Source organism: Pseudofrankia inefficax (assembly GCF_000166135.1).
Classification (GTDB): Bacteria; Actinomycetota; Actinomycetes; order Frankiales; family Frankiaceae; genus Pseudofrankia; species Pseudofrankia inefficax.
The window spans coordinates 4185028-4210066 of sequence record NC_014666.1 but is presented as its reverse complement, the minus strand read 5'-3'; the positions used below and the strand labels follow the sequence as shown (position 1 = coordinate 4210066).

Below are 25039 nucleotides of genomic sequence, written 5' to 3'. Positions count from 1 at the left end.
TCACGATTGGGGTAATCCGGGCACGAGCGACGCGGCCTGCGCCTCGATGCGGACGGTGGCGGGCTCGCATCCCTCGGCGGTGACCGACACGGTGATCGCGCCGGGACCGGTCGGCCGGATCACGGCCAGGGCCCGGCCGTCGAAGGTCGTGCGAACGGTGTCGAAGAAGTTCTCCGTCGGCCGGGGATCGGCGCTGCCGAAGCCGAGCAGCGCACCGGGCCCGGTCACGGCTACCGCTACGGGACGGTCCGCGGTGTTGAACAGGTGGCCGGCCCCGTCGACCAGGGTCACGGTGACGAACGCGAGATCCGCGTCGTCGGCGGCGATCAGGTCCCGGTCGACGGCGACGTCCAGGCGGACCGCGCCGGCCGCCGACCGCAGCGAGGTACGGCCGGTCTCCACGCCGTCGGTGTAGGCGACGGCGACGATCTCGCCGGGCTCGTAGACCGTCTCGAAGGTGGCGGTGAAGCGGTTCTTCTCCCCCGCCGGCGCCCGGCCGACGGACCGTCGGTTGACGAGGAGCTCGACCTCGTCAGCGGCCGCGTAGACATCCACCCGGATCGGGCGGCTCTCGTGGCCCGTCCAGCTCCAGCTGGAGATCGAGTCGCTCCACGACCACGGCATCGCGACCCGCACCGGCTGGCCGTGGCGGTCGGGCCGGTGCACCGCCAGATAGGGCTCGGCCCGCAGGCCGAACACGATCTCCCGGTAGTAGGACGCGGGCCGCCGGTGGCCGGTGAGGTCGACGTCGCCGCACCAGGCCGCCAGCCAGGGGTAGCCCCCCTGGTGGCTGAGCGCGCCCACGGACTCGACGTCGCCCTCGTAGCTGATCCGGCCCGTTCCCGGCTCGCCGAGATAGTCCCAGCCGGTCCAGGTGAAGTCGCCGATCACATGACTGTGGTCGGTGACCAGCCGCCAGTTCTTGTCGATGTCCGACGGGTAGGTCTCGGTACCGAGGATCACCCGGTTCGGGAACAGGGCCCGGTCCATCTCGTACCGGGAGTCCAGGTAGTTGTAGCCGGCGACATCCAGGTAGGCCATCGCCTCCGCGGTCTTCGTGCCGACGATCTCGAAGGTCATGAGAATGGGCAGGTACTCCCGGAACCGGGTCATCGCGTCGTTGACGTCGCCGCCCTGTTCCGCCCCGTCGTCCGCGCCGGGCCGTGCCCTGTCGCCCAGGGAGGCGAACAGGTCCGGGCCGGTCGCCAGCAGCGCGTTCACGGCGTTGGTGACCAGCCGGGTGCCGTCCAGCGCGCGCACCTTCTCCGCGATCGTGCGGCCGAGCGCGGCGCCGGCCGGGGTGCCGACCTCGGGAATCTCGTTGCCGATCGAGTAGAGAATGACGCTGGGGTGGTTGAAGTCCTTCGCGACCATCGCCTCGACGTCGGACTCCCACCACTCGGCGAAGTCGACCGCGTAGTCGAGCCCCACCTTCGACCGGGTCCACGCGTCGAACAGCTCGTCGACGACGAGGACGCCCAGCTCGTCACACGCGTCGAGCAGCGCCTTGCTGGCCGGGTTGTGGGAGCTGCGGATCGCGTTGAAGCCGGCCTGCCGGAGGATCTCGACCCGGCGGTGCTCGGCCCGGTCCACCGTCGCGGCGCCGATCACCCCGTTGTCGTGGTGAATACACGCGCCGCGCAGCTTGACCGGGTTTCCGTTGATCCGCAGGCCCCGGATCGGGTCCACACTCACCGAGCGGATCCCGAACCGGCTGATCTCCGTGTCGAGGACCTCGTCGCCGGCGGTGACGGCGGTCCGGCAGGAGTAAAGAGACGGCCGGTCGAGATCCCACAGCTCCGGTCCGGCGACCGCGAGGCGCTGTCGCAGCACCGCCGGCTCGCCGGCATGGACGGTCACCGGGGCGACGCTCGTGGCGACCACCGCGCCGGCGGCGTCGACGATCTCGGTGGTGACCTCGACGGTGCGGCCGACGGCCGACACGTTCCGGATCTCGGTGGAAACCGCGACCACGGCCAGCTCGGCGTCGATCTCCGGGGTCGTGATCCGCACGCCGTCGGCCGCGACGTGGACGAGCCCGCCCACGATCAGCTTGACGTTGCGGTAGATCCCGCCGCCGGAGTACCAGCGGGTGTCCTCCTGGCTGCGCGCCTCGACCCGGATCTCGTTCTCGGCGCCGTACCGGAGGAACCGGTCGAGCTGGACGTGGAAATTCGTGTAGCCGTTCGCGCACCAGCCGGCGAAATCACCGTTCACGAAGACCCGGGCGTAGCGGTAGACCCCTTCGAACTCGGCCAGGACCCGTTGGTCGCGATAGCTTTCCGGGACGAAGAAGGTCTTCCGGTACTCGTAGGCCCCGGCTGGGAAGTACCCGCGCTGGCTCGAAGCCGTGTCGGAGCCGTCGCGTTCCTGCGCCACCATCGCGTCATGCGGCAGCGTGACCGGCTCCCACGGCGCGTCGGCCCGGCCAAGAATGTCCAGGAAAGCGTCAGCCTTGGGGCGGAAAAGCCAGCCCTCGTTGAAGGAACGACGAATCACCGGCTCTCCTGTCGCGATTGTTGGGATGTATCTTCGGGCCCCGCGCACTATCACGTGCTAGCACACTGGACGGAAGCTACCATCGCCGACTAGCGCGCGCAAGCGTCCGTAGGGGGACGAAGAGACCGGCGCCGGACCGGCCCGCACGCCGGGTACGGATCGCACCAGCGTGAGGCGGCGCGCCGTCTGGATGGTAAATATGGTGTCCAGTCAGCAGACAGCGATGGCGTGGAGGTGCCCGATGCCCAGGCCGACCTCCGCGCGCCCGCAGGGTGACGGTCGGGCTGCCGATCCGAGCGCACCGGCGGACGACGCCGTGGCGCCCGCCAACCCACGCCCCGCGCGGAAGGGCAGCCTGCGAGCCGCTCAGCGCGCGTTCACCCGCGCCAGGTTCATCGACTCGGCCGTCCTGGAGTTCGCCGAGCGGGGGTACGCGCGGACCACGATCGACGACATCGTCTCCCGGGCGGGCGCCACCCGGGCCACGTTCTACCTGCACTTCCGCACGAAGACGGACATCCTCGTCGAGCTGAACGAGCGGACCCTGGCCATCTTCGACGGCATGTTCGGCGAGCTGGGCGCCATCGCGCGCGACCCCACGCCGGCCGCCGTCCGGGGCTGGTTCCACCGGCAGGTGGAGGTCTGGCCCCAGGCCCGTCACCTCGTCGCGCCGCTGTGGGACGGCGCGGCCATCGACCAGGACATCCGGGTCGTGGTCGAGCAGGGGTACGAGCAGCAGGTTCGCATTCTCGCCGAGGCGCTGCTGGCGGCACGCGAGAACCTGCGGCCGGACGACGCCGAGCTCACGGCCGAAATCCTGCTCACGACGCTGCGGCGCTTCTTCGAACGTTACGTCCGGGGACAGCTCGGGGACCCCGAGCGGATGATCGCCGTGCTGACCTCCGCCTGGATCTCCGTCATCAGGGACGCCGGCTCGCAGCAGGCGTAGCGCGGCCCGCGACCGCCTGACGCCCGACCTGGCGGTCTGACGTCCGGCTTCGGCGCTCTGACGCCCGCGTTTGGCGCCTGACGCCGAGAGCTGGCGAGGGCCGGCTCAGTCCACCGTGGCGCCCGCCCACCGTGGCGCCCGCGTTTCTCAAGAGCCGCCCTCCGGCGAACCGACCGTGCCACCCGACCGATCACGGGTTCCCCGCCGGGACGGGCCGCCGCCGCGACCCCAGCGGCCACTGTCGTCGCGCCCGGTGACGCCCAGGAGGCCCAGGTCCACGCGCCGACAGTCTGACTGACAATGCGACAGCAGACGCATTGACTAGACACTCCATCTATTTTATCGTCGCGACACCTCGCTGGCCCACGTGGAGGAGACGCAGGTGGTGGACGTGCATCTCCGCCCGGCCCGCCAGCGGGTCGCCGGTGCCGGTCGGCGCTGGACCGCGGTCCAGGCACACGTCGCGGCGCCCCCGCCCCGGGAGGCCCGCGACGGGACGGCCTGGCGGCGCGACCTCCGAGCCCGCACGTGATTCGAGAGAGGCCGGCGACGACGTCGCCCGGCGTGAGGCCTCAGCAACAACGAAGCTACGGAGAGACCATGATTCGGAACCGAACCAGCTGGTTAGCCGGCCTCACCTGCGCCGCGGCGGTGCTCTTAGCCGCCGGCTGCGGCGGCTCGTCCCAGCCCAGCAATGCGGGCTCGACCGCGGGAGCCACGAACAGGACCATCACCGTCGGTGTGCTGACCGACGTCACGGGGCCGGCCGCGTCGGGAAACAAGACGTTCGTCGACGGCGTCAAGGCCGGGACGGTCTACGCCTCCCGCAACGGCTACACGATCAAATACGTGGTCGCGGACACGGCGTCCAACCCGACGACCGCGCTGACGGCCGCGCAGAAGCTCGTCACCCAGGACCACGTGCTGGCCGTCCTCGGCGAGTCGGCGCTGATGTTCACCGCGTCGAACTACCTGACCGCGCACAACGTCCCGGTCATCGGCATCAGCCAGGACGGTCCCGAGTGGGCCGCGAGCAAGAACATGTTCTCGGTGACCGGCCCGCTGCAGCAGACGAAGGTCGCCACGACCTACGGCAAGATCTTCAAGCTGCTGGGCGTCTCCAACCTGGCAGCGCTCGGCTACGGTTCCTCGCCGGTGTCCTCGGAGGCCGCCGGCTCGGGAGCCCTCTCGGCGGAGGTGGCCGGGCTCAAGGTCGGCTATCTGAACGCCAAGTTCGCGTTCGGCAGCACCAACGTCGGGCCCGAGGTGCTGGCGATGAAGTCCGCGGGGATCGACGGCCTGTACCCGACGGTCGACCCGGACACGGCCTTCGCGCTGATCAGCGGCCTGCGTGACCAGGGCGTGAGCCTCAAGGCCGCGCTGCTGCCCACCGGCTACGGCGGCGACCTGCTCCAGGCCGGCCAGGGCGCGCTCAACGAGGCGCAGGGGGTCTACTTCACCCTCTACTACGAGCCCATCGAGATGCGGACGGCCGCCACCAAGGCCTTCGAGTCCGACCTGAAGGCCGGCGGCGTCACCACCGCGGCCACCTACGCCTCGTACAACGGCTACGTGTCCACCGGCCTGCTTGTCCGCGCGCTGAAGGCGGCCGGCGCGAACCCGTCCCAGTCCTCGCTGATCACCGCCCTCTCCGGCATCCACGACTGGGACGCCATGGGCCTGTTCGGCGGCCACAAGGTCGACATCAACGACCGCGAGAACATCGTCGGAGGCGCCAACAACTGCAGCTGGATCACGAAGCTTGAGGGATCGACCTTCAAGCTGGTCCCGGGCGCCACCCCCATGTGCGGAGATCTGGTTCCCGGCAAGACGGTCGCCGCGGCCTCCTGACCGCCCCCAAGCCGAGATCGGGCCGGCGAGCCTGCCGCGCGCGCGTGTCGTGCGCCTCGCCGGCCCGATCTCGGCGACGCAGCCACGCCCTTCTTTACCCACGTTGCGTAGCAGTAGGGAGCAGCCAGTGAGTGAGCCCAAGGAGCAGGCCGCCGGTGTCGTCGCGATCTCCGGCGCGGGAACTGGAATCGGGCAGGCGACGGCGCAGAAATTCGGCGAGTTAGGGTGGCGCGTCGTCGTCGGCGGCCGCCGGGCCGAGAAGCTCGCCGAGACGGTGGCGCTTGTCGAGAAGGCCGGCGGCGAGTGCCTCGCGCACCCGCTCGACGTCACCGACGCGGAGTCCGTGGACCGTTTCTTCGACGCCGCCGAGGAGAGGTTCGGGACCGTCACCGCGGTCATCAACAACGCGGCCACCGGCCGTTATGGACCGCTGGAGAGCTTCTCTCCCGAGGAGATCCACACCGAGATCGCCACGAAGCTCGTCGGCGGGCTGTACATGGCCCGCCGGGGTGTCCGCGCGCTGCTCGCGGCCGAGAAGCCCGGCGACATCCTTTTCATCACGTCGCTGAGCGCGGGCACGCAGTGGCTACACCACCTGCCGTACGCCGCGGCGAACGCGGGGGTGGAGCATGCCGCCCGCATCCTGCGCCTGGAGCTCGAGGGCACCGGAATCCGGGTCACGGCGCTGCGCTGCGGCGACACCCTGGGCACGGACTTCAACACCGTCGAGGACGCGAACGGCCGGGCGATGCCCGCCTTCGAGCTGTGGTTCCGCCGGGGCCTGCTGCGGCACGGCGGCACGATGACGCCCGACATGGTGGCCGATGCCATGGTCGCCGCGATCAGCCTGCCGCGCGGATACCAGTACGAGAATCTCACCGTCATTCCCACCGCCCCCAGGGGCGAGCTTCCGCGCACGTTCGAGGCCTGGGGAGCGGACGTGATGAGCCGCTACGGCGCCTCCTGACCACACCCGACAGCACGACGAAACCCCACTGTGCGACGAAACCTGACCGCGTGACGAAGGGACGTCCAGGAATGTCGCAAGGCGAGCGCAGGATGCTCATCGACGGCGAGCTCACCCTCGCCGAGTCCGGAAGGACATTCGAGAACATCAACCCGGCCACCGAGGACGTCCTCGGTGATGTCGCCGACGCGGCGGCGGGCGACATGCACCGCGCGATCGACGCGGCCCGGCGGGCTTTCGACGAGACCGACTGGTCGACCAACCACCGTTTCCGCAAGCGGTGCCTGGAGCAGCTTCAGGAGGCCCTGGAAGCGGAACGTGAGGCCCTCCGGGAGGAGCTGATCCTCGAAGCCGGCGCGCCCCGGCTGGTGACCCAGGGCCCGCAGCTGGACGATCCGCTGGCGGACTCGATCCGCTGGCCGGCCAAGTACATCGACGAGTTCGCCTGGACGGCCGAGCTCCCCGAGGCCACCGACCCCCTGGGCCAGCCCGGCATCCGGCAGGTCTGGAAGGAGGCCGTCGGCGTCGTCGGAGCGATCACGCCGTGGAACTTCCCGTTCGAGGTGATCCTCAACAAGCTCGGCCAGGCGCTGGCGACCGGCAACACCGTCGTCCTCAAACCGGCGCCCGACACGCCCTGGAACGCGACCCGGCTGGGCCGTCTCGTCGCCGAGCGCACGGACATCCCCGCCGGCGTGCTGAACGTGGTGACGTCGGCCGACCATCTCGTCGGCGAGGAGCTGACGCTCTCCCCGAAGGTCGACCTCATCTCGTTCACCGGCTCGACCGCGGTCGGCAAGCGCATCGCCGAGAAGGGCGCGGCGACGATGAAGCGGCTGTTCCTGGAGCTCGGCGGCAAGTCCGCCACGATCTTCCTGGACGACGCCGACCTGTCGGCGGCGGCGATGGCGGGCATCACCGTCTGTTTCCACGCAGGCCAGGGCTGCGCCATCCCCACCAGGCTGCTGCTGCCCCGGTCGCGCTACGACGAGGGCGTCGAGATCGTGGCGGCTGCCCTGGCGAACGTGCCCTACGGCGACCCGCAGCGCCCCGACGTGCTGATGGGCCCGCTGGTCTCGGCGAAACAGCGCGACCGGGTGCAAGGGCTCATCCGCGCCGGCGTCGACGAGGGCGCCACGCTGGCGCTCGGCGGTGGCCGCCCCGACCACCTGCCCAGGGGCTGGTACGTCGAGCCGACGCTGTTCACGGACGTCGACAACACGATGACGATCGCGCAGGAGGAGATCTTCGGGCCGGTCCTCGTCGTGATCCCGTTCGAGGACGACGACGACGCGGTCCGCATCGCCAACGAGAGCAGGTACGGGCTCGCGGGAGCGGTCACCTCCGGCTCGCTCGACCGGTCGTTGAACGTCGCCCGGCGGATCCGGGCCGGCGCCGTCAACGTCAACGGCGGCTACGCGTTCGGCCCCGACGTCCCGTTCGGCGGCTACAAGCACAGCGGCCTGGGCCGCCAGAACGGCGCGTACGGATTCGAGCAGTACCTGGAGACCAAGGCCGTCGCGTGGCCGAAGGCGTGAGCGAGAAGGCAGGTCCGGTGACAGTCACCAGCGACAGCGACGTGTACTACGACCCGTTCGACTTCGAGATCGACAGCGACCCCTACCCGGTCTGGCGGCGGTTACGGGACGAGAGGCCGCTGTACTACAACGAGCGGCACGAGTTCTTCGCCCTGAGCCGCTACGAGGACGTCTCCCCCGCTCTTACCGACTGGGAGACGTACCAGTCCGGCCGGGGTTCCGTCCTCGAGATCATCAAGGCGAACATCGAGGTTCCCCCGGGCGTCATCCTCTTCGAGGACCCGCCGCGCCACGACCTGCACCGCGCGCTGCTCGCCCGCGTCTTCACGCCGAAGAAGATGCTCGCCCTGGAGTCGAAGGTCCGCGAGTTCACCGCGCGGTGCCTGGACCCGCTCGTCGGCTCCGGTGAGCTGGACTTCGTCCGGCAGCTGGGCGCCGAGATGCCGATGCGCACCATCGGCTTCCTGCTCGGGATTCCGGAAAGCGACCAGGAGGCCATCCGCGACCAGCTCGACAAGGGCCTGAGCCTGGAGTCGTCCGAGGACTTCTACCAGGACGGGTTCATGGACGGCTCGATGTTCGTCGACTACGTCGACTGGCGCGCGAACAACCCCTCCGACGACCTGATGACCGAACTGCTCACCGCCGAGTTCACCGACGAGACCGGAACCCTCCGAAAGCTGACCCGCGAGGAGGTCCTCACCTACGTCACCCTGCTCTCCGGCGCCGGAAACGAGACAACCACCCGCCTGATCGGCTGGACCGGCAAGCTGCTCGCCGAGCACCCGGACCAGCGCCGGGAACTCGCGGCGGACCGGTCGCTGGTCCCGAACGCGATCGAGGAGATCCTCCGGTACGAGGCGCCGTCGCCGATCCAGGCCCGGTACGTGGCCCGCGACGTCGAGCTCTACGGCCAGACCGTTCCCGCCGGCAGCATCATGACCCTGCTCAACGCCTCCGCGAACCGCGACGACCGGCACTTCCCCGACGCCGACCGGTTCGACATCCACCGCAGGATCGACCGCCACCTCAGCTTCGGCTACGGCATCCATTTCTGCCTCGGCGCCGCGCTCGCCCGGCTGGAGGGCCGCGTCGCCCTCGACGAGATCCTGAGGCGCTGGAGTGAATGGGAGATCGACTGGACAAACGCGAAACTCGCCCACACCTCGACCACGCGCGGCTGGGATCGCCTGCCGGCAACGGTGGGCAGATGACCGCGATCCTGCGCGGTGTCCGCATTCTCGAGGTCGCCGAGCACACCTTCGTCCCGGCCGCCTCCGCCGTGCTCGCCGACCTGGGCGCGGACGTGATCAAAATCGAGCACGTCGAACGCGGCGACGCGATGCGCGGCCTGGCGTCCACCGGCATGATGGCGACCACGGGCTCCGTCCACGCGCTGCTCGAACACTCCAACCGTGGCAAGCGCAGCCTGGGCCTCGACCTGACCTCGACCGACGGCCAGGAGATCCTCTACAGGCTCGCGGCGACGTCGGATGTGTTCCTGACCAACAAGCTGCCCCGCGTCCGCGCGAAGCTGCGGTTCGACGTCGACCAGATCCGGAAGGCCAACCCGAAAATCATCTATGTCTCCGGGACAGGACAGGGAGAACGCGGGCCGGACGCCGACAAGGGGTCGTACGACTCCCTCGCGTTCTGGGCGCGTTCCGGCACCGCGATGGGCGTCAAACGGCCCGAGTACGACCTGCTCCCGAACCCACCCGGCCCCGGCTACGGCGACTCGCTCGGCGGTATGACCATCGCCGGCGGCATCATGGGGGCGCTGTTCCACCGGGAACGCACCGGCGAGCCGACGACCGTCGACATCTCGCTGCTCGGGACCGGGCTGTGGGCGATGGGCCAGGCCATCGCCCTGTCGCTGCTGCTGAAGACGCCGTGGACGGTGCCGCCCGCGGACCAGATCACCAACAATCCGCTGGTCCGGACGTACGAGACCCAGGACGGCCGCCAGCTCATGCTCACCTGCCTGCAGGCCGGCGCGTACTGGGCGCCGCTCTGCGAGATCATCGGCCGGCCCGAGCTCACGACCGACCCGCGCTTCGCCAGCCACGAGGCACTGATCACCCACACGACCGAGGCCGTCGCGATCCTGGAGCCGGTCTTCGCAGCGGCGACCCTCGACGAGTGGCGCCAGCGCCTGGAACCGTTCACCGGCCAGTGGGCGGCCGTGCAGCACACCCTGGAGGCGGCCGAGGATCCGCAGACCGTCGCCAACGGCTACCTGCAGGAATGCCACGCCGCGGACGGCACGCCGTTCCACCTCGTGGCCGTGCCCGTGCAGTACGACAGCGAGCCGGCCGTCCCGCGCCGCGCGCCGGAGTTCAACGAGCACGGCGAGGAGATCCTCGCCGGCCTCGGCCTGGACTGGGACGCGATCGTGGACCTGAAGGTGCGCGGGGTGGTCGCCTGACGGAGCCCGCGGACCGGACAGCGCGGGCCGTCAGGGGGCGAGCCGCTCCGCTCCCCCTGGCGGACCGCTCCGACTACCACGCCGGCCGACGCAGAACGACGGCACCGCATTCACACGGGAATCGATACTCCGCTGGTGCCCGTGGTCGTGTGAAGCTCCAGTCGTGTCAGCCGCGCTCCGTCCGGGACGTCGAAGGCCATCGTTCCGTGGACCGACCCGCCGGGGTTCACGGTCGCCCAGATGATCCCGCCGGGCAGGTAGAAACGTGCCGTGTAGTCGGCGGTGTGTCGTTCACCGAGGGAGTCGAAGGCGTATTGGTCGCCGTTGTCGAGCTGCCGCGGCGCGGCGCCGGTGTTGCGGACCGTCATCGTGACGAGGCAGAAGTGACCGTCGCTCTGACCCGTCAGCAGGCCCACACCCAGGCCAGTGACGCCGCATTCGACTCCGTCGACGCTGAACCGCAACGACCCGTCGGCGAAGCCGCGGGGCGTCGGTGAAGCGCTCGGTCTCTGCGCGGCACTCGGCGTCGACGAGCTCGGCGTCGCCGAACTGGGCGTCGAGGAGGCGCCCACCGGGGGCGCCGTGGCCATGGCCGCAGGATCGGGCTGGCCACCGCCAGGCCGGCCCACGGCCCACCAGATCCCGGTCAGCGCGACCAACGCGAGCGTGAGGGCGGCGAGCCCGGCGACCAGCCGTCGCCGCGACTGTGGCGTCGCGCCGGATCGTGGCTGCGCGCGGGTGGGGGCCAACAGTCGCAGGGCCGGTTCGGCGCCACCGCCCGGTTCGCGTTCGACGAGACGCAGCAGGAGGTCTCGGGCGCTGGGGCGGTTCGCGGGGTCCTTCGCGAGCGCGGCGCGGACAATCTCAGCCAGGTCCGCGGGCAGGCCGATCAGCACCGGTTCGGCGTTGGCGATCCGGCGGGCGAGGCCCAGGTCGGTGTCGCTCCCGAACGGGTGGCAGCCGCTGGCCGCGTAGGCGACGAGCAGGCCCCAGGCGAACACGTCGGCGGCCGGCCCGATCGCCTGGCCGTTGATCTGCTCGGGTGCCATCCATCCTGTGGAGCCGAATCCCCAGGCCGTCGGCTTCGCGATCCCGCCGTCGAGCACCTGGGCGATGCCGAAGTCGATGACCCTGGGGCCCGACAGCGACAGGATGACGTTGCTGGGCTTGAGGTCACGATGCACCAGGCCAGCGCGGTGGATCGCGGCCAGCGCGGTCGCGACGCCGATGGCCAGCCCGGTGAGCGTCGACGGGCTGAGGGGGGCGGCCTCGACCGCCTCGTCGAGCCGGGTGCCCTCGATGAACTCGGTCACCAGGTAGGGCGCCGCCGCGTCCGGGTCGGCGTCCAGGACCTCCGCGGTGCAGAACGGCGCGACACTGCGAGCCGCCTCGATCTCCCGCCGGAAGCGGCGGCGGAACTCCTGATCGAGGGCCAGATCGGGCCGGATCACCTTGATCGCGACCAGGCTGTCAGCCGGCCCGCGGCCGAGATAGACGGTGCCCATGCCGCCCGCGCCGAGCCGGCGCAGCACGGAGTACTGACCGACGGTTGTCGGATCGTGGGCCTGAAGTGACAGGCCGGGGCCGGTCGGGCTCACCTGCTCTGTGCTGGAGCCATTCACGACGAGTACTCCTCGATGCCGGGCGGCGTAGGCCAGGCCCGCGCGTCCGACGGGCTGGCGCAGTCACCATCGCTCGCCGGCGCGACGACGGCGTCCCTCCAGCGCGGTCATCCGCATGTACCGCGAGCGCGGTAGACCGGGCGAATCTCCCTCGCGTCTGGGAGGTTCCCGCCGGGTCGCCCAGGCGACGGTCGCGGCGCCGGTCCGACCGTGCTCGGCGCCTTCTGGCACGCCCATCTCGCGCAGGCCCTGCCCCTGCTCGTCCGCGGCGGGCACCTCGTTTCACTCAGCGGAATTCGGCGCTTCGCGATCGAATCCGATCGCTTCTAGGCTCCGCGCACGCCCGGACCTCCGGACCGTCGCGGACGGCACGCCCGAGGAGCCCGCCATGCCGAAGACCTCGCCCGCGGCGGCGACCGCGCGGCCCCGGCGCCGCTCCCGGCGCCAGCGCCTCCTCGACAGCCTGACCCACGGCCGGCTAAAGGGGCCACACGCGGTCACGACCGACTACCGCGTCATCAGCGACCTGCGAATCCCGATGCGGGACGGCGTCGTCCTGCTGGCCGACCATCTGGCGCCCGTCGGCGCGAGCCGCGGCACCGTCCTCGTCCGTGGCCCGTACGGCTTCGACACCGTGGTGACCGCCCTGACCGGTGGGCTCTACGCGTCGCGCGGCTTCGACGTGCTGCTGGTCCGCTGCCGGGGCACGTTCGGGTCCGGCGGCACGTTCGACCCGATGGTCACCGAGATCGACGACGCGGCCGACACCGTCGCCTGGCTGCGGGACCAGCCCTGGTTCGGCGGCCGGTTCGCGACCGCGGGCGGCTCCTATCTGGGCTTCACCCAGTGGGCGCTGCTCACGGACCCGCCCCCGGAGCTCGCGGCCGCCCTGATCCAGGTGGCACCGCACGACTTCGGCCGGGTGGCGTACCTGGGCGGCGCCTTCACCCTGTTCGACTTCCTGAGCTGGAGCGACAGCATCGCGCACCAGGAGGAGACGGGCCTGCTCACCTCGCTACGACGGCGGGCGACGGCGGACCGGCGGGCGACCGAGGCGGTGGCTCGGCTCCCGGTGGCGACCTGCTCGGACGAGATCTGCGACGGACGCGCGGCATGGTTCCAGGACTGGACGACCCGCCGCGACCTGGACGACCCCTTCTGGGCCCCGATGCGGCTGTCCGCCGCCCTCGACCGCGTCCAGGTGCCCGTGCTGCTGCAGACCGGCTGGCAGGACATGTTCCTCCAGCAGACCATCGAGCAGTACGAGCACCTGCGTGGCCGGGGCCTCGACGTGGCGCTCACCGTCGGGCCGTGGACGCACCTCGGGATAGCGACCCGCGGCTCCCGGATCGTGGCGCCCGAGTCCCTGGACTGGCTGGCGGAGCACCTCGCCCAGGACGCCCAGCGCCGCCGGCCCCAGCCGGTGCACGTCGTCACCACCGGGAGCGGGCAGTGGCGCGACCTGCCCGCCTGGCCGCCACCCGCGCGGGACCACGTGCTGTACCCCCATCCCGACGGGAGCCTCGGCAGCCACGCCGCCGACGACGGCGCCACGGCGTCGTTCACCTACGACCCAGCCGACCCGACGCCGACCCGCGGCGGCCGGGGAAGCTCGCCCCGCTCCGCCGGCTACCAGGACGACACCGCGCTCGCCCGGCGCGCCGACGTGCTCACCTTCACCGGTCCCGCCCTGACCGAGCCGCTGGCGGTGGCGGGCCTCCCGGTTGTCGAGCTGGCGCACTCCTGCGACAACCCGCACGCGGATCTGTTCGTCCGGGTGAGCGAGGTCGACCGCAAGGGCCGCTCGCGCAACGTCAGCGACGGATTCGTCCGGCTCTCCCCCGATGAGACGACCGGAACGGTGCGCGTGACGCTCGACCCCATGGACCATCGGTTCGCCGCCGGCAGCCGCATTCGGCTTCTCGTCGCCGGCGGCTCCTTCCCACACTGGGAACGCAACCTCGGCACCGACGCCGATCCGGCCACGAGCATCGCCCTTCGACCCTCGGCGCGCGTCGTCCAGCTCTGCGGCTCCCGCCTCGTCCTCCCGGTCACCAGCGCCTGACCGTCGTCAGGCGCGGACGCCCAACGCCTGATGACGAACGCTGCTCTCGGATTTCTTCTTGCCTGTCAGAAAAACGACTCCGGCCCGCATTCGGCGGTGACGCGCCCGTCTGGCAGACCGGCGTGATAGGTGTCTACCGGGCCGGCAATGTGGCCTTGGAAACCCCAACCAATGTGTCCGTTCCCGTGACGCCGAGCGTCGACCTGCCCCGCAGGGTGGGTCGTTTCTGTCTTCGAAAGAGCAGGAAGAAATGACACTGACCTCGAAGGATCTGCCGAACAGCGGCCAGACCCTCCACTATCGGTTTCAGTACGACGATTCGCTGCAGGGCGGGCTCGAACCGGCACGGACGAAGGAGGTCGTGGACGCCTGCGAACGGGACTTCGACCAGCTGAGCAAGTGGTTCCGCGGCATCGAGCTCGACGTCATCACACCGATACCGGTCAACGTCACCCAGAACGACGGCGGCGCGGGCTGGAGCCTCTCCGGCAAGGATCTGACTATCACGATAAAACCGGGCGGAGGTGACTCCACGCTGATCCGATACCTTCTGGTATCGGAGATGGTCGAGCAGTTCATGCGAGCCCAACAGCGGGGCTGGTTCGGGTCAGGCACCGAAGGGAGCGAGGGCGAGGGCCTCTCACGGTTCCTCGCCGCCCAGTTCCTGGCGACCAATGGTCTCGGGGACACGCCGGCCGGCTACGGCAACAGCAACGCGTGGCTGGCCGGTTCCCGCGCCGACTTCGTGAACAACATCAACGGGTCGGACGACGGGCCCGACGAGGCGACCGGCTGCAGCCTGCTTTTCCTCTACTACCTCTTCTCCCAGCTCGGCTTCACGGTCGAGGCCATCGTCGCGGCGGGGGCTCCGACCCTCGGGGGCGTCTACCGGAAGCTCACCGGCGACACGGCCGATCCTTTCCCGGCCTTCAAGAGCCTGGTCGACACCTACTTCCCCGGCACCTCGACCATCACCGGCGGGAACCTCGACAACCCCTTTCCCCTGCGGGCGCTGCGCTCGACGGCGACCGCGCTGAGCACGGGCCCCGGCGAGACAAGCCTCTACGTGACGGGACTGCCCAACGCCGACGACGGCGCGGGAAACCACGGCAGCCAGGTCTGGACCAAGTTCTTCCCTGACTCCAACCGGCCAGGCCAGTGGACCGACTGGCTCGCGCTCGGACCCAACGTGTTCCCACCCGGCTCGACCGTCACCGCCTTGAGCACAGGCCCCGGCGAGACAAGCCTCTACGTCATGGGACTGCCCAACGCCGACGACGGTTCAGGAAACCACGGCAGCCAGGTCTGGACGAAATTCTTCCCCGACCCCAACCGGCCAGGCCAGTGGACCGACTGGCTCGCGCTCGGACCCAACGTGTTCCCACCCGGCTCCACCGTGACCGCGCTGAGCACAGGCCCCGGCGAGACAAGCCTCTACGTCATGGGACTGCCCAACGCCGACGACGGTTCAGGAAACCACGGCAGCCAGGTCTGGACCAGATACTTCCCCGACCCCAACCGGCCAGGCCAGTGGACCGACTGGTTCGCACTCGGACCCAACGTCTTCCCACCCGGCTCCACCGTCACCGCCTTGAGCACAGGCCCCGGCGAGACAAGCCTCTACGTCATGGGACTGCCCAACGCCGACGACGGTTCAGGAAACCACGGCAGCCAGGTCTGGACGAAATTCTTCCCCGACCCCAACCGGCCAGGCCAGTGGACCGACTGGTTCGCACTCGGACCCAACGTCTTCCCACCCGGATAACGCGAACCGAGGGCACCGCCGAGCGCCATCCCATCACCATGATCGCGCGAGAGCACCGGCCTCATCCGTCACGCGGGCGGGTCGGCGGGTGGGCCTGGTCCGGGGATCTCGACGGCGATGAGCGCCACGTCGTCGCTGAGGGTGTTCTCGGTCCAGTCGCGGAGCTGGCGTACGAGCTCGTCGAGGCCGGCGTCCAGCGTGCGGTGGGTGAACGCGCCCCGCACGCAGGACAGGAGGGGGATGAACTCGCCGGTACCCGGCTGGCGTGCCTCGGCGAGGCCGTCGGTGTAGAGGAGGAGGCGGCTGCCGGGCCGGGCCGACACGGCGATCGTGTTGGTGCCGTCGGCGCCGAGGCCGAGGGGTGGCTGTCGTCCTGCCGGTGCGAGCGGGCGCGCGGCGTCGTCCTCCAACAGGATCGGGTCCGGATGCCCGGCGTTCGCCAACGTGAGGCGGCGGCCCTTGATCTGTAGGACGGCCGCGGTGACGAAGTCGTCGAGGCCGCTGGCCTTCGCGACCTCGGTATCGAGGTCGGCGACGACGTCGCTGAGGTGCTCGGCGCGGGCGGCGGCCATCCGGAAGCCGCCGAGCACGCGGCTCGCGAGATGGACCGCGTCGAGTCCCTTGCCGCGCACGTCGCCGATGATCAGGCGCAGGCCCCAGGGGCTTTCGGTGGCCTCGTAGAGGTCACCGCCGACGGTCGCCTCCCGCGCGGCGCTCTCGTAGTGCCCGGCGAGTCGTACGCCGTCGATGACCGGGGCGAGCGGCGCGAGGATGGCGCGCTGCGCCACCTGCGCCACGTGGGTCACGGTTCGAAGTTTTCGCTCACGGCGGGCGTGGTAGCCGCTGACGAGGACCGCGATGACGCCGCCGAGCGCGACCCCGCCGACGCGCAGGAACTGGGCCAGCAGTCCCCGGTTCTCCGGACTGTAGAGATCTTCGTCGAGGCCCAGCAGGACCGCGCTGATGACCGCCAGGGCCGCGTACACGGCGGTGAGCCACGGCCGGACGAGGGTCGCCGCCACCAGGGGGCAGAGGACCAGCAGCTCAAGAAGGGTCCAGTTACGCCGCGCGGTCAGGTCGACAGCGATGACCACCGCGAGCACGGCCAGGGGCGTGAGCCGCGCAGCCCACCGCCTGACCCCCGGCCACCGTCCCGCGGCCGGGTCGCGTGGGGGCGCGGAGCCTGTGGACTGACTGCTCACACCGTCTCCCCCCACGAGGCGGCCCCCCGAGCGGACGGGCCGAACGCGCAGCGAGGCGGGCCTTCCACCGAGGGCTACCCCCCGCGTGGCCCCCGCAGACACGCCACCCACCCCTGAAGCGCTCGGCGGGTCGAGCGGGGCGATCGGCGGACGTTCGGCGATTCGCCGTGTTATTGAAAATGGTTGTCGTTACGATATCGGATAAGGCGTCTCGGCGACGAAGCCGTGACCCGGAGTGCCCATCGTGAAGAGCGCTTGCGAGGAGGGCCGGCCGCGGCAGGACCACGGCCGTCCACGCCCACCCGACAGTGATCTTCCGCGTCCTCAGGAGGAATGCCATGTCCCTCGACGTCCCCACCGCACTGCTGGAGAAGGCCGAGTCCGGGCCCGTCGCCGACGCCGAGTTCGTCGACTGCGTACGGCAGTCCCTGCCCTACGCCTGGAGCGTCGTCAGCCAGGTCGCCACCGACCTGCGCACGAGTGACGGGGAGTTCGCCGACCACGCCGTCACGCCGCCGAGCGAGGCGGAGCGGGGCCAGCTGCTGCGGGCACTGGCCAGCGACGCGATCCGCGCCGGCCTGGAGCGGCACTTCGGCGTGAAGCTCGCTTTCCAGAACTGCCACCGCGTCGCCGCGTTCCGGCTCGCAGCCGTCGGCGGCGACCGCTACCAGGCCTTCACCTCACCCCGCGGGCAGTTGCTCAACCAGTCCCCGACCCTGCGCAACTGCTGACCGGCGGGCCGCGGGCGTCCCAGACCCGACGCCCACGGCCTCCCTGTCGTCGCCGAGGGCACGACGACGGCCGCGTCGACACGCCGGATGATAGGTTTACTGAACACCGTTAAGTACTCGGCAGGCTCCCGCCGCCCATGCCGGATGCGCGAGGTTTCAGATGTTCGACTTTCTGATCAACGCCGAGGTCTTCGTCGACGACGTCGCCGTCGCCGAACGCGTCTTCGTGGACCGGCTCGGTTTTCCCGAACAACGAGCCTCCTGGAGCGGCAAAGCCCCGGGGTACGGATTCACCTGGCTTTTCGCCCGGGTGCACCCGTCCATGGCGATGTCGCCAACCCGCGTCGAGGCGATGGCCGTGGCACCGGTCGACCCCGTCATCGACCCCGCGCTCACTATCACCTTCCTTCCGCAGTTACTCGCGGCCCAGGGCGACCGGCCGTGGAAGGTTCACGCGAATGAGGTCGCCACCTCGGATATTCGGCGCGTCGCGCGACGTCTCGACGAGCTCGGCTGCCGCTTCTACACGATGCCCGGCGTACCGCCCACGCCACACGACCGTCTCTGGCTCGGCTGGACAGAAAAGGAACCGGGGGCCTACCAGCCGGACGTCGACGGCGGCCTCTTCCTGGAGATCTGCGAAACGGCCGCGATCGCACCCCGACAGAGCTTCTGGGATCCGCCGGCCGACACGGCTCTGCCGCCGGGAACCATGACCCGGGTACTGAGCCGCAGCTGGATCGTCGAGGATCTTCGCTACACGCTCTCGGCGCTCGACCGCAGTCTCGGTTGGCGCCCGGTTCTGGGCCCCGACCGCGACCCGGCCACCGGATGCCTGCGGGCGGTTTTCGCGTTCGCCCATCCACGAAGCGCCGAGCTGGAGCTGCTAGAGCCGGTCGTGGCCGGCGAGGTGAAGGACTCGCTCGACAGCTGGGGCCCAGGCTCCTGGGCGATCCGGATCGGCGTGAACGACGTGCCCGCGAAAGCGGAGGACCTTCGGCGGCGTGGGACGGCTTTCACGACCCACCCCGATCCGCGCCACGGCGCGACGTTAAGGGTCGACACCGGGGACAGCTCGGTCCCGGGACTCTTCGAGTTCTCACTGACGGCGTTGAACGCCTGACCGGCCGGGCGGGTCGGCGGCGGAGCCGTGCTGGTGGCCGCGACGACCGCCGACAGGAAGCCAGGGAAGCCCGGTTCCGCGACAAGATCGAGCGCCGCCTCCTCAACCAGACACGACCGGCCTTCGTCGTCGACACCGGCGACACACTACGCATTGCCGAGGACCTCCGATAAACCCGACGAGAAACCTGCGGTCGCCCGCCGGCGGGCGAACTCAGTCAATCCTCTTCGAGGATCGCCCGCCAGCCTCGGATCAATGCTCTCAGTTCAAGAGAGAAAAGCTCGGTCGCGGTCTCATACGTTCCATCGATGACCCGCCGCAGACCGGCCACCTTCGTCGACTCGTCCAACTGGAACCGCTCGGCGGGAGACAGTTGCTTTGGATTCATCATCGCGGAGCCGAACGCCAGCATCGCGGCACTCTCGATGATCGGGTAGCAGTAGCGTTCTGGCACTCCCTCCTTCAGCATCTTTCTCACGATGAACTCACGGGGCACGTTGTCGAGAGGCGGGGCGGACGGCCCACCGAGCGTCATCAAGGGTGCCGCATTGGGATGGGCAACCAGGGCGGCACGATAGCGGGCGATCGAATGCAGAACGTGCTCCTCCCACGATTCGCTTTCGACTGGTGTGACAATCTCGGTCGCGAAGACGAGATCGACCACTCCACGCAGAATTTCCTGCTTGTCGGCGAAATGATGGTAGAGCGCAGCCGCGCTGACGCCGAGATCACTGCCGAGTCTGCGCAGACTCAGCGCCTTGAGTCCATCACGATCGATGATGTCGAGGGCCCTGGAGATCGCGTCATCGCGATCGACCAGCGGCGCAGTCGGGCGTCCCATACGTCAATGTCCTCCGGCTCCGGACCCTGCGCCGTCATGTGGCGCGACGTCGGCGCCCGTCGCACACAGATCGTCCTTCACGTACCCGTGGGGCGATCGGCGGGAGCCAGGTCACCGCGACGGCCTCCCCGCACTTTCCGGGACCGAACGTCGCCACACTGCACACGAAGACAGTATCGAGCCTCTTGTGCGCGCTCACCGCGACATGTACCTGTCACCTGCGGCGCACGGCCCGACCCGGCGACCCGGTCACGCCGCGGAGGCTCCCACGGCACGGCCGGGCCAACCCACGACGGCATCGCCCGGGCCGGATCCGGTACGTCTGGCGGCCTACGGGATCGATCCTCGCTTCCGGAAGCTCCGATGCCAGGGGTCGTTTCCCCTCTCGGTCGACGGCGCCGGTTCCCGGTCGAATCACGATGAGGGGAGGTAGCGTTCCATCATCGCAGCGCCCCATTCCTCGTGACTGTGAGGCAGGTCGCCGACCGGAGCGGTCGGAATCACCGTCAGGTTGTCGTACTGGTAGTCGGCAGGCAGCGTGATCGCTGCGACGATCGCGTCCGCCACTCTTGCCGGCGTCATCAGGCCGGTGTGGCGCAACAGGCCTCGCCGGAACCACAGTTCGTTAGCGGACTGGATACGGCCACTCTCACGCTCGGTGGTGCTGAAGTCCGTGCCCATGGTCTCGCCGCAGCGCAAGGTGGTGACGCGGATGCCGGTTCCTTCCAGCTCCATGCGTAACGTCCTGGCGGCATGCTCCAGGCCAGCGCTCGCCGCGGCGTACGGAAGGTGAAGCGGCCACGGTTGCGCGCCGGCGAGCGACGTCATGAAGAGAATGTCACCGCCGACGCCGGCCGCGCGTAGCCCCCGGATCGCCCGGCCGGCCACGTACAGCCCGCCGACGAGCTTTGTCGCGACCTCGCGGTGTATCTCGTCCGGCGAGAAATCCTCGAGGGGGCCGTACCGCGCGTTGGCGGCGTTACTCACGACCGCGGTCACTGTACCGAACGTGGCCTCGGCCGCGTCGAAGAACCGCTCAACGGACTCGCCATCCGTCACGTCAAGCCTGTGCGTCAGACAGGAGCCGCCCTCCTTTTCGACGAGTGCCGCGGTCTCCGCCAGCTTGGCCTCCCGCCGGCCGCCCACGACGACTCTCCATCCGAGAACGGCGAATTTCTGAGCGGCCGCCTGGCCGATTCCCGTACCTCCTCCGGTGATCACGACCGTGCCAGGGGTCGCGCCGGTACCTTCATTCATCTCATACTCCTTGCTGTCTTGAACGAGTCGAATAAGGCGGTGTCTGGCCGAACGCCGGCGTGGACGGGACCAGTTCGGCTGGCGGAGACCACAGGAAGTCTGTGCACGGTCAGATAGTCGGCAGTGAGGAACGTCAGGGCCGAGACGGCGATGACGTTGGTCCTGGGTCATCGGCCTGCCGGGGTCAGGGCGGGGCCGATGAGTGCCTCGGGTGCCGCCTGCGCCTCGACGGCGGGCCGCCGAGGCGCGAGCGGACGACGAGGACCTGGCACCGGGCACCCGCGGCCAGCAGGTGGGTCGTGCCAGCCGTCGCCCCAGCGGCACGGGGGCTGATCCGACACTCGCACCGCTGGCCTCCTCTGATCACGGCGGTCGAGCCTGCGACACAGGATCAGGGTTCGTTCCACGCCCGACGCGCATAATTTAACATCGTTAAGTTGGTGCGGTATGGTCCGGATGCCCGTCACGGCGGCGAGGGGTCAGGACGGGTGGCGGAACCACTGGGCGTCGGCGAACGCCTGTTCCCGCCGCGTTCGACGCCGAGCCTCCGACGGCGTCAGGTCGGCGGCCACCGCCCGGGCGAGGGCGCGACTGAGAGGGCATCAAGCGTGACGGTCAGCGGTGGCAGCGAGCTCTACTACGACCCGTTCGATTTCGAGATCGACACCGATCCGTACCCGGTCTGGCGACGGATGCGCGATGAACAACCGCTCTACTACAACGAGTTGTACAAGTTCTACGCGCTGAGCCGGTACGAGGACGCCTCCGCCGCGCTCACCGACTGGCAGACCTACCGCTCCGGGCGAGGGTCCATCCTCGAGGTCATCCGGGCCAACATCGACATACCGTCCGGCATGATCCTCTTCGAGGACCCGCCGCGGCACGACCTACACAGAGCGCTGCTCGCCCGGGTCTTCACGCCGAAGAAGATGCTCGCTCTCGAGCCCAAGGTCCGGGAGTTCACCGCGCGTTGCCTCGACCCGTTCGTCGGGTCCGGCACCTTCGACTTCGTCGCCGACCTGGGCGCCCAGATGCCGATGCGCACCATCGGCTACCTGCTCGGCATCCCGGAGAGCGACCAGGAGGCGATCCGCGACCGGCAGGCCCGGAGCCTGACCGGCGGGCAGGAGTCCGCGGACCTCTACCAGGCCGTGACGGTGGACAGCTCGATGTTCGTCGACTACATCGACTGGCGCGCGAACAACCCCTCCGACGACCTGATGACCGAACTGCTCACCGCCGAGTTCACCGACGAGACCGGAACCCTCCGAAAGCTGACCCGCGACGAGGTCCTCACCTACGTCACCCTGCTCTCCGGCGCCGGAAACGAGACAACCACCCGCCTCATCGGCTGGACCGGCAAGCTGCTCGCCGAGCACCCGGACCAGCGCCGGGAACTCGCGGCGGACCGGTCGCTGGTCCCGAACGCGATCGAGGAGATCCTCCGGTACGAGGCGCCGTCGCCGATCCAGGCCCGGTACGTGGCCCGCGACGTCGAGCTCTACGGCCAGACCGTTCCCGCCGGCAGCATCATGACCCTGCTCAACGCCTCCGCGAACCGCGACGACCGGCACTTCCCCGACGCCGACCACTTCGACATCCACCGCAGGATCGACCGCCACCTCAGCTTCGGCTACGGCATCCATTTCTGCCTCGGCGCCGCGCTCGCCCGGCTGGAGGGCCGCGTCGCCCTCGACGAGATCCTGAGGCGCTGGAGTGAATGGGAGATCGATTCGGAGAACGCCACGATGGACCGCACGTCGACGACCCGTGGCTGGAGACGTCTACCTGCCTTCCTCGGCTGAGGCCCACGCGGCCCGCGGGCATGGGCGGGCGTTGCTCGGCTCTCCAAGAGGCGCCGGCGCTTTCTTAGGAATCACCTGACGAAGCCCTACTAGCTAGGCGGTCGCAACCGTGGACCTCAGCCCATCCGCCGATCAGTCAGCACTGCGCGACAGCCTCGTTCAACTCCTGGAGAAGGAGTCGACGACAACGTCCGTGCGGGCGTCGGAACCACTCGGCTTCGACGGGAACCTGTGGCGGAAGGTAACCCAGTTAGGCATCCCCACGATCGGAGTTCCGGAAGGCCAGGGCGGTGGCGGAGGTGGCCAGCTCGACGTCGCCATCGCGGCCGAGTGCTTCGGAGCACACCTGGCGGCGGTTCCCGTCGTCGAGGCAGCCGTCGTGAACGACCTGCTGATGACCTTGGACGCGACCGATCCGTCCGCCGCGGCGCTGGCCGCTGAGGTCGTGGCCGGCGACCTGCTCGGAACAGTGGCGCTGCACCCGGCAGCCGGTGGCCTCGCCCGGCTCGTACCGGCCGGAGCGGTCGCCAACCTGGTGATCGCGCTGGATGGGGACCGTCTCGTCGCCAGACGACGGTCGGATCTTGGGCCCGACCGGCCTGGGCAGCCGATCCCGAACCTCGGGTCCCTACCCTTGGGCCACTGCGACCTGCGCGCCGACGAGGTCACCGTGCTCGCTGACGGCGAGCTGGCGGTGGCGCTGCACCGGCGGGCGGTGTGTCGATGGAAGGCACTGACCGCCGCGGCCCTCGTCGGGCTGGGGCGCAGGGCCCTGGAGATCGGGATCGACTACGTCCAGCAGCGCCGCGCGTTCGGGATCACGATCGCCAGTTTCCAGACGATCCAGCACCGGCTGGCCGACAACGCGACCGCGCTCGACGGGGCACGACTGCTGGCCTTCGAGGCGTCCTGGGCAGCGGACTCGAACCGCCCCGACGCCGAGCGGCTGGCGACGATGGCGTTCCTGTTCGCCTCGGAGACCGCCTTCAGGACGGCTTCGGAGAGCCTCCACTTCCATGGAGGCTACGGCTACACCCTCGAGTACGACATCCAGCTGTACTTCCGCAGGGCCAAGGCCTGGCCCGCGCAGGCCGGCGATCCGCGCGCGCAGTACGCCGACCTCGCTCGCCAGCTCACCGAACGGGACGGTTTCTGACGTGGACTTCTCCGTGACCGACGAGCTCGCCGCTCACCGCGACGCCGCCCGGCAGTGGGTCGTCGACAACGTCCGTCCCGCCTGGGTGGAGGAGCAGTACCGGACGGGCGTCCATCAGACCATGGAACTCCATCGCCTGCTCGCGCGGGACGGCATCCTCGGCGCGGGCTGGCCCGCGGCCCACGGCGGCACGGAGGTCGTGCCCGAGTTCGCCCGAGCCCTGCACTCGGAGATCTCCCGCTTCGGTCTGGCGGCCGACGGCTGGTCGACGACGCTCATGGTCATCAACACGATCAACGAGGTCGGCACCGAGTCGCAGAAGCGGGAGTACATCGGCGGCGCGCTACGCGGCGAAATACTGATCGCCCTCGGCTACACGGAGCCGGAATCCGGGTCCGACGTGGCGGCCGCGAAGACCACGGCCGTTCGGAACGAGGCAGGCTGGCTGATCAACGGCCAGAAGCTGTTCACGAGCACTGCCCAGTGCTGTAGCCACGTCTTCGTGCTGGCCCGCACCAACCCCGGGGTTCCGAAGCATCGCGGGCTGTCCCTGTTCCTGGTCCGCACCGACGATCCCGGCTTCGACCTGCGACCGATTCACACGCTCGGCGGCCAGCAGACGTGTGCCACCTACTACTCGGACGTCCAGGTTCCCGACTCGGCCCTCATCGGTGGCGTCGACGAGGGCTGGCGCGTCATGAAGGTCGCCCTCGTCCACGAACGCGGCTCGGACAACCTTGAGTTCGTGGAGACCCGGGTGTCCTCGGACCTGGCTCGCTGGGCGCGCGGCCCGCGGGATTCGGACGGCACCACCCCGCTGGATGATCCGCTGGTCGCCGAACGGATCGGTCGGATGGCCGTCGAGGAAGAGGTCGCGCGCCTCCTGGCCCTGCAGGTCCGCGCGACCTCGGAACGCGGAGAACCCCCCGCGGTGGAAGGTGCCATGGCGAAACTGTTCCGGACCGAGGCCGCTCAGCGTCACCACAGCGACGCGCTCGACATCCTCGGTGCCGACGGGATACTCGCCCCAGGCGCGCCTGGGGCGCCCGACGCCGGGCTGTTCGAGGCCGGCTTCCGGTCGGCGGTGGTGGAGACCATCCGCGGGGGATCGAGTGAGATCCTGCGAGAGATCATCGCCGAGAGGCGCCTCGGCCTGCCCCGCACCCGTCCCCGGCAGTAGCCGGCCTCGCCGGAGCGTACGCAGACCTGTCCACTCCCTCAACTCCCAACGGCAAGCAAG

19 protein-coding genes are annotated in these 25039 nt (G+C 69.9%); 14 read left to right on the top strand and 5 right to left on the bottom strand.

Annotated elements, in window-relative coordinates; all coding sequences use genetic code 11:
• Positions 1 to 2499, bottom strand: coding sequence for a glycoside hydrolase family 2 TIM barrel-domain containing protein (locus FRAEUI1C_RS16980; RefSeq protein WP_013424544.1), 2499 nt, complete (start codon positions 2497 to 2499; stop codon positions 1 to 3).
• 241 nt (positions 2500 to 2740) lie between these two features.
• Here FRAEUI1C_RS16980 and FRAEUI1C_RS16975 point away from each other — a divergent pair, with 241 nt between their 5' ends.
• From FRAEUI1C_RS16975 to FRAEUI1C_RS16950, 7 genes are all read left to right on the top strand, one after another.
• Positions 2741 to 3448: a TetR/AcrR family transcriptional regulator gene (locus tag FRAEUI1C_RS16975; protein WP_013424543.1), complete on the top strand. Its 708-nt coding sequence runs from the start codon at positions 2741 to 2743 to the stop codon at positions 3446 to 3448.
• A 385-nt stretch (positions 3449 to 3833) separates the two neighbouring features.
• Positions 3834 to 3980 (top strand): hypothetical protein, encoded by a 147-nt coding sequence (locus FRAEUI1C_RS39615; RefSeq protein ID WP_157734969.1) that lies wholly within the window; start codon positions 3834 to 3836, stop codon positions 3978 to 3980.
• A gap of 68 nt (positions 3981 to 4048) precedes the next feature.
• Complete coding sequence (locus tag FRAEUI1C_RS16970) at positions 4049 to 5299, top strand: ABC transporter substrate-binding protein (RefSeq protein WP_013424542.1); 1251 nt, start codon at positions 4049 to 4051, stop codon at positions 5297 to 5299.
• Positions 5300 to 5426: 127 nt separating this feature from the next.
• Positions 5427 to 6266 (top strand): SDR family oxidoreductase, encoded by an 840-nt coding sequence (locus tag FRAEUI1C_RS16965; RefSeq protein ID WP_013424541.1) that lies wholly within the window; start codon positions 5427 to 5429, stop codon positions 6264 to 6266.
• A gap of 71 nt (positions 6267 to 6337) precedes the next feature.
• Positions 6338 to 7804, top strand: coding sequence for an aldehyde dehydrogenase family protein (locus tag FRAEUI1C_RS16960; protein WP_041259418.1), 1467 nt, complete (start codon positions 6338 to 6340; stop codon positions 7802 to 7804).
• A 17-nt stretch (positions 7805 to 7821) separates the two neighbouring features.
• Entirely contained in the window at positions 7822 to 9018 is a 1197-nt protein-coding gene (locus tag FRAEUI1C_RS16955) for a cytochrome P450 (protein WP_013424539.1), read from the top strand.
• The gene (locus FRAEUI1C_RS16950; protein WP_013424538.1) at positions 9015 to 10232 is read left to right on the top strand and encodes a CaiB/BaiF CoA transferase family protein; all 1218 of its coding nucleotides are present in this window, start codon (positions 9015 to 9017) and stop codon (positions 10230 to 10232) included. The genes FRAEUI1C_RS16955 and FRAEUI1C_RS16950 overlap by 4 nt, the downstream gene beginning before the upstream one ends.
• 110 nt (positions 10233 to 10342) lie before the next feature.
• Here FRAEUI1C_RS16950 and FRAEUI1C_RS16945 read toward each other — a convergent pair whose 3' ends face one another.
• A complete protein-coding gene (locus FRAEUI1C_RS16945; RefSeq protein ID WP_013424537.1) occupies positions 10343 to 11854 on the bottom strand; it encodes a serine/threonine-protein kinase in 1512 nt (503 codons plus the stop codon).
• Between the two features lie 388 nt (positions 11855 to 12242).
• Here FRAEUI1C_RS16945 and FRAEUI1C_RS16940 point away from each other — a divergent pair, with 388 nt between their 5' ends.
• On the top strand, positions 12243 to 13919 hold the full coding sequence (locus FRAEUI1C_RS16940; protein WP_013424536.1) for a CocE/NonD family hydrolase: 1677 nt from the start codon (positions 12243 to 12245) through the stop codon (positions 13917 to 13919).
• 250 nt (positions 13920 to 14169) lie between these two features.
• Positions 14170 to 15684 (top strand): PLL family lectin, encoded by a 1515-nt coding sequence (locus tag FRAEUI1C_RS16935; protein WP_013424535.1) that lies wholly within the window; start codon positions 14170 to 14172, stop codon positions 15682 to 15684.
• 68 nt (positions 15685 to 15752) lie between these two features.
• On the opposite strand, the gene FRAEUI1C_RS16930 is transcribed toward FRAEUI1C_RS16935, so the two are convergent.
• Complete coding sequence (locus FRAEUI1C_RS16930) at positions 15753 to 16886, bottom strand: PP2C family protein-serine/threonine phosphatase (RefSeq protein ID WP_013424534.1); 1134 nt, start codon at positions 16884 to 16886, stop codon at positions 15753 to 15755.
• Between the two features lie 338 nt (positions 16887 to 17224).
• Here FRAEUI1C_RS16930 and FRAEUI1C_RS16925 point away from each other — a divergent pair, with 338 nt between their 5' ends.
• Both FRAEUI1C_RS16925 and FRAEUI1C_RS36400 read left to right on the top strand, forming a co-directional pair.
• A complete protein-coding gene (locus FRAEUI1C_RS16925) occupies positions 17225 to 17617 on the top strand; it encodes an SCO5389 family protein (protein ID WP_013424533.1) in 393 nt (130 codons plus the stop codon).
• 160 nt (positions 17618 to 17777) lie between these two features.
• The gene (locus FRAEUI1C_RS36400; RefSeq protein ID WP_013424532.1) at positions 17778 to 18740 is read left to right on the top strand and encodes a hypothetical protein; all 963 of its coding nucleotides are present in this window, start codon (positions 17778 to 17780) and stop codon (positions 18738 to 18740) included.
• 217 nt (positions 18741 to 18957) lie between these two features.
• Here the strand turns inward: FRAEUI1C_RS36400 and FRAEUI1C_RS36395 are convergent, their stop codons facing one another.
• Positions 18958 to 19581: a TetR/AcrR family transcriptional regulator gene (locus FRAEUI1C_RS36395; protein ID WP_013424531.1), complete on the bottom strand. Its 624-nt coding sequence runs from the start codon at positions 19579 to 19581 to the stop codon at positions 18958 to 18960.
• Positions 19582 to 19995: 414 nt separating this feature from the next.
• Complete coding sequence (locus tag FRAEUI1C_RS16910) at positions 19996 to 20838, bottom strand: SDR family oxidoreductase (protein WP_013424530.1); 843 nt, start codon at positions 20836 to 20838, stop codon at positions 19996 to 19998.
• A 608-nt stretch (positions 20839 to 21446) separates the two neighbouring features.
• On the opposite strand from FRAEUI1C_RS16910, the gene FRAEUI1C_RS16905 reads away from it, so the two are divergent.
• The 3 genes from FRAEUI1C_RS16905 (at position 21447) to FRAEUI1C_RS16895 (ending at position 24979) form a co-directional block, all read left to right on the top strand.
• Positions 21447 to 22643, top strand: a complete 1197-nt coding sequence (locus FRAEUI1C_RS16905; RefSeq protein WP_013424529.1) for a cytochrome P450 — start codon at positions 21447 to 21449, stop codon at positions 22641 to 22643.
• A 109-nt stretch (positions 22644 to 22752) separates the two neighbouring features.
• Positions 22753 to 23799: an acyl-CoA dehydrogenase family protein gene (locus tag FRAEUI1C_RS16900; RefSeq protein WP_013424528.1), complete on the top strand. Its 1047-nt coding sequence runs from the start codon at positions 22753 to 22755 to the stop codon at positions 23797 to 23799.
• A 1-nt stretch (position 23800) separates the two neighbouring features.
• On the top strand, positions 23801 to 24979 hold the full coding sequence (locus FRAEUI1C_RS16895) for an acyl-CoA dehydrogenase family protein (protein WP_071587953.1): 1179 nt from the start codon (positions 23801 to 23803) through the stop codon (positions 24977 to 24979).
• Positions 24980 to 25039 lie beyond the last annotated feature (60 nt).

Bases quoted from the DNA above. Each gene is read 5' to 3' on its own strand.
- FRAEUI1C_RS16975 (WP_013424543.1), top strand. From the start codon at position 2,741: ATGCCCAGGCCGACCTCCGCGCGCCCGCAGGGTGACGGTCGGGCTGCC.
- FRAEUI1C_RS16970 (WP_013424542.1), top strand. From the start codon at position 4,049: ATGATTCGGAACCGAACCAGCTGGTTAGCCGGCCTCACCTGCGCCGCG.
- FRAEUI1C_RS16960 (WP_041259418.1), top strand. From the start codon at position 6,338: ATGTCGCAAGGCGAGCGCAGGATGCTCATCGACGGCGAGCTCACCCTC.
- FRAEUI1C_RS16950 (WP_013424538.1), top strand. From the start codon at position 9,015: ATGACCGCGATCCTGCGCGGTGTCCGCATTCTCGAGGTCGCCGAGCAC.
- FRAEUI1C_RS16940 (WP_013424536.1), top strand. From the start codon at position 12,243: ATGCCGAAGACCTCGCCCGCGGCGGCGACCGCGCGGCCCCGGCGCCGC.
- FRAEUI1C_RS16935 (WP_013424535.1), top strand. From the start codon at position 14,170: ATGACACTGACCTCGAAGGATCTGCCGAACAGCGGCCAGACCCTCCAC.
- FRAEUI1C_RS16925 (WP_013424533.1), top strand. From the start codon at position 17,225: ATGTCCCTCGACGTCCCCACCGCACTGCTGGAGAAGGCCGAGTCCGGG.
- FRAEUI1C_RS36400 (WP_013424532.1), top strand. From the start codon at position 17,778: ATGTTCGACTTTCTGATCAACGCCGAGGTCTTCGTCGACGACGTCGCC.
- FRAEUI1C_RS36395 (WP_013424531.1), bottom strand. From the start codon at position 19,581: ATGGGACGCCCGACTGCGCCGCTGGTCGATCGCGATGACGCGATCTCC.
- FRAEUI1C_RS16910 (WP_013424530.1), bottom strand. From the start codon at position 20,838: ATGAATGAAGGTACCGGCGCGACCCCTGGCACGGTCGTGATCACCGGA.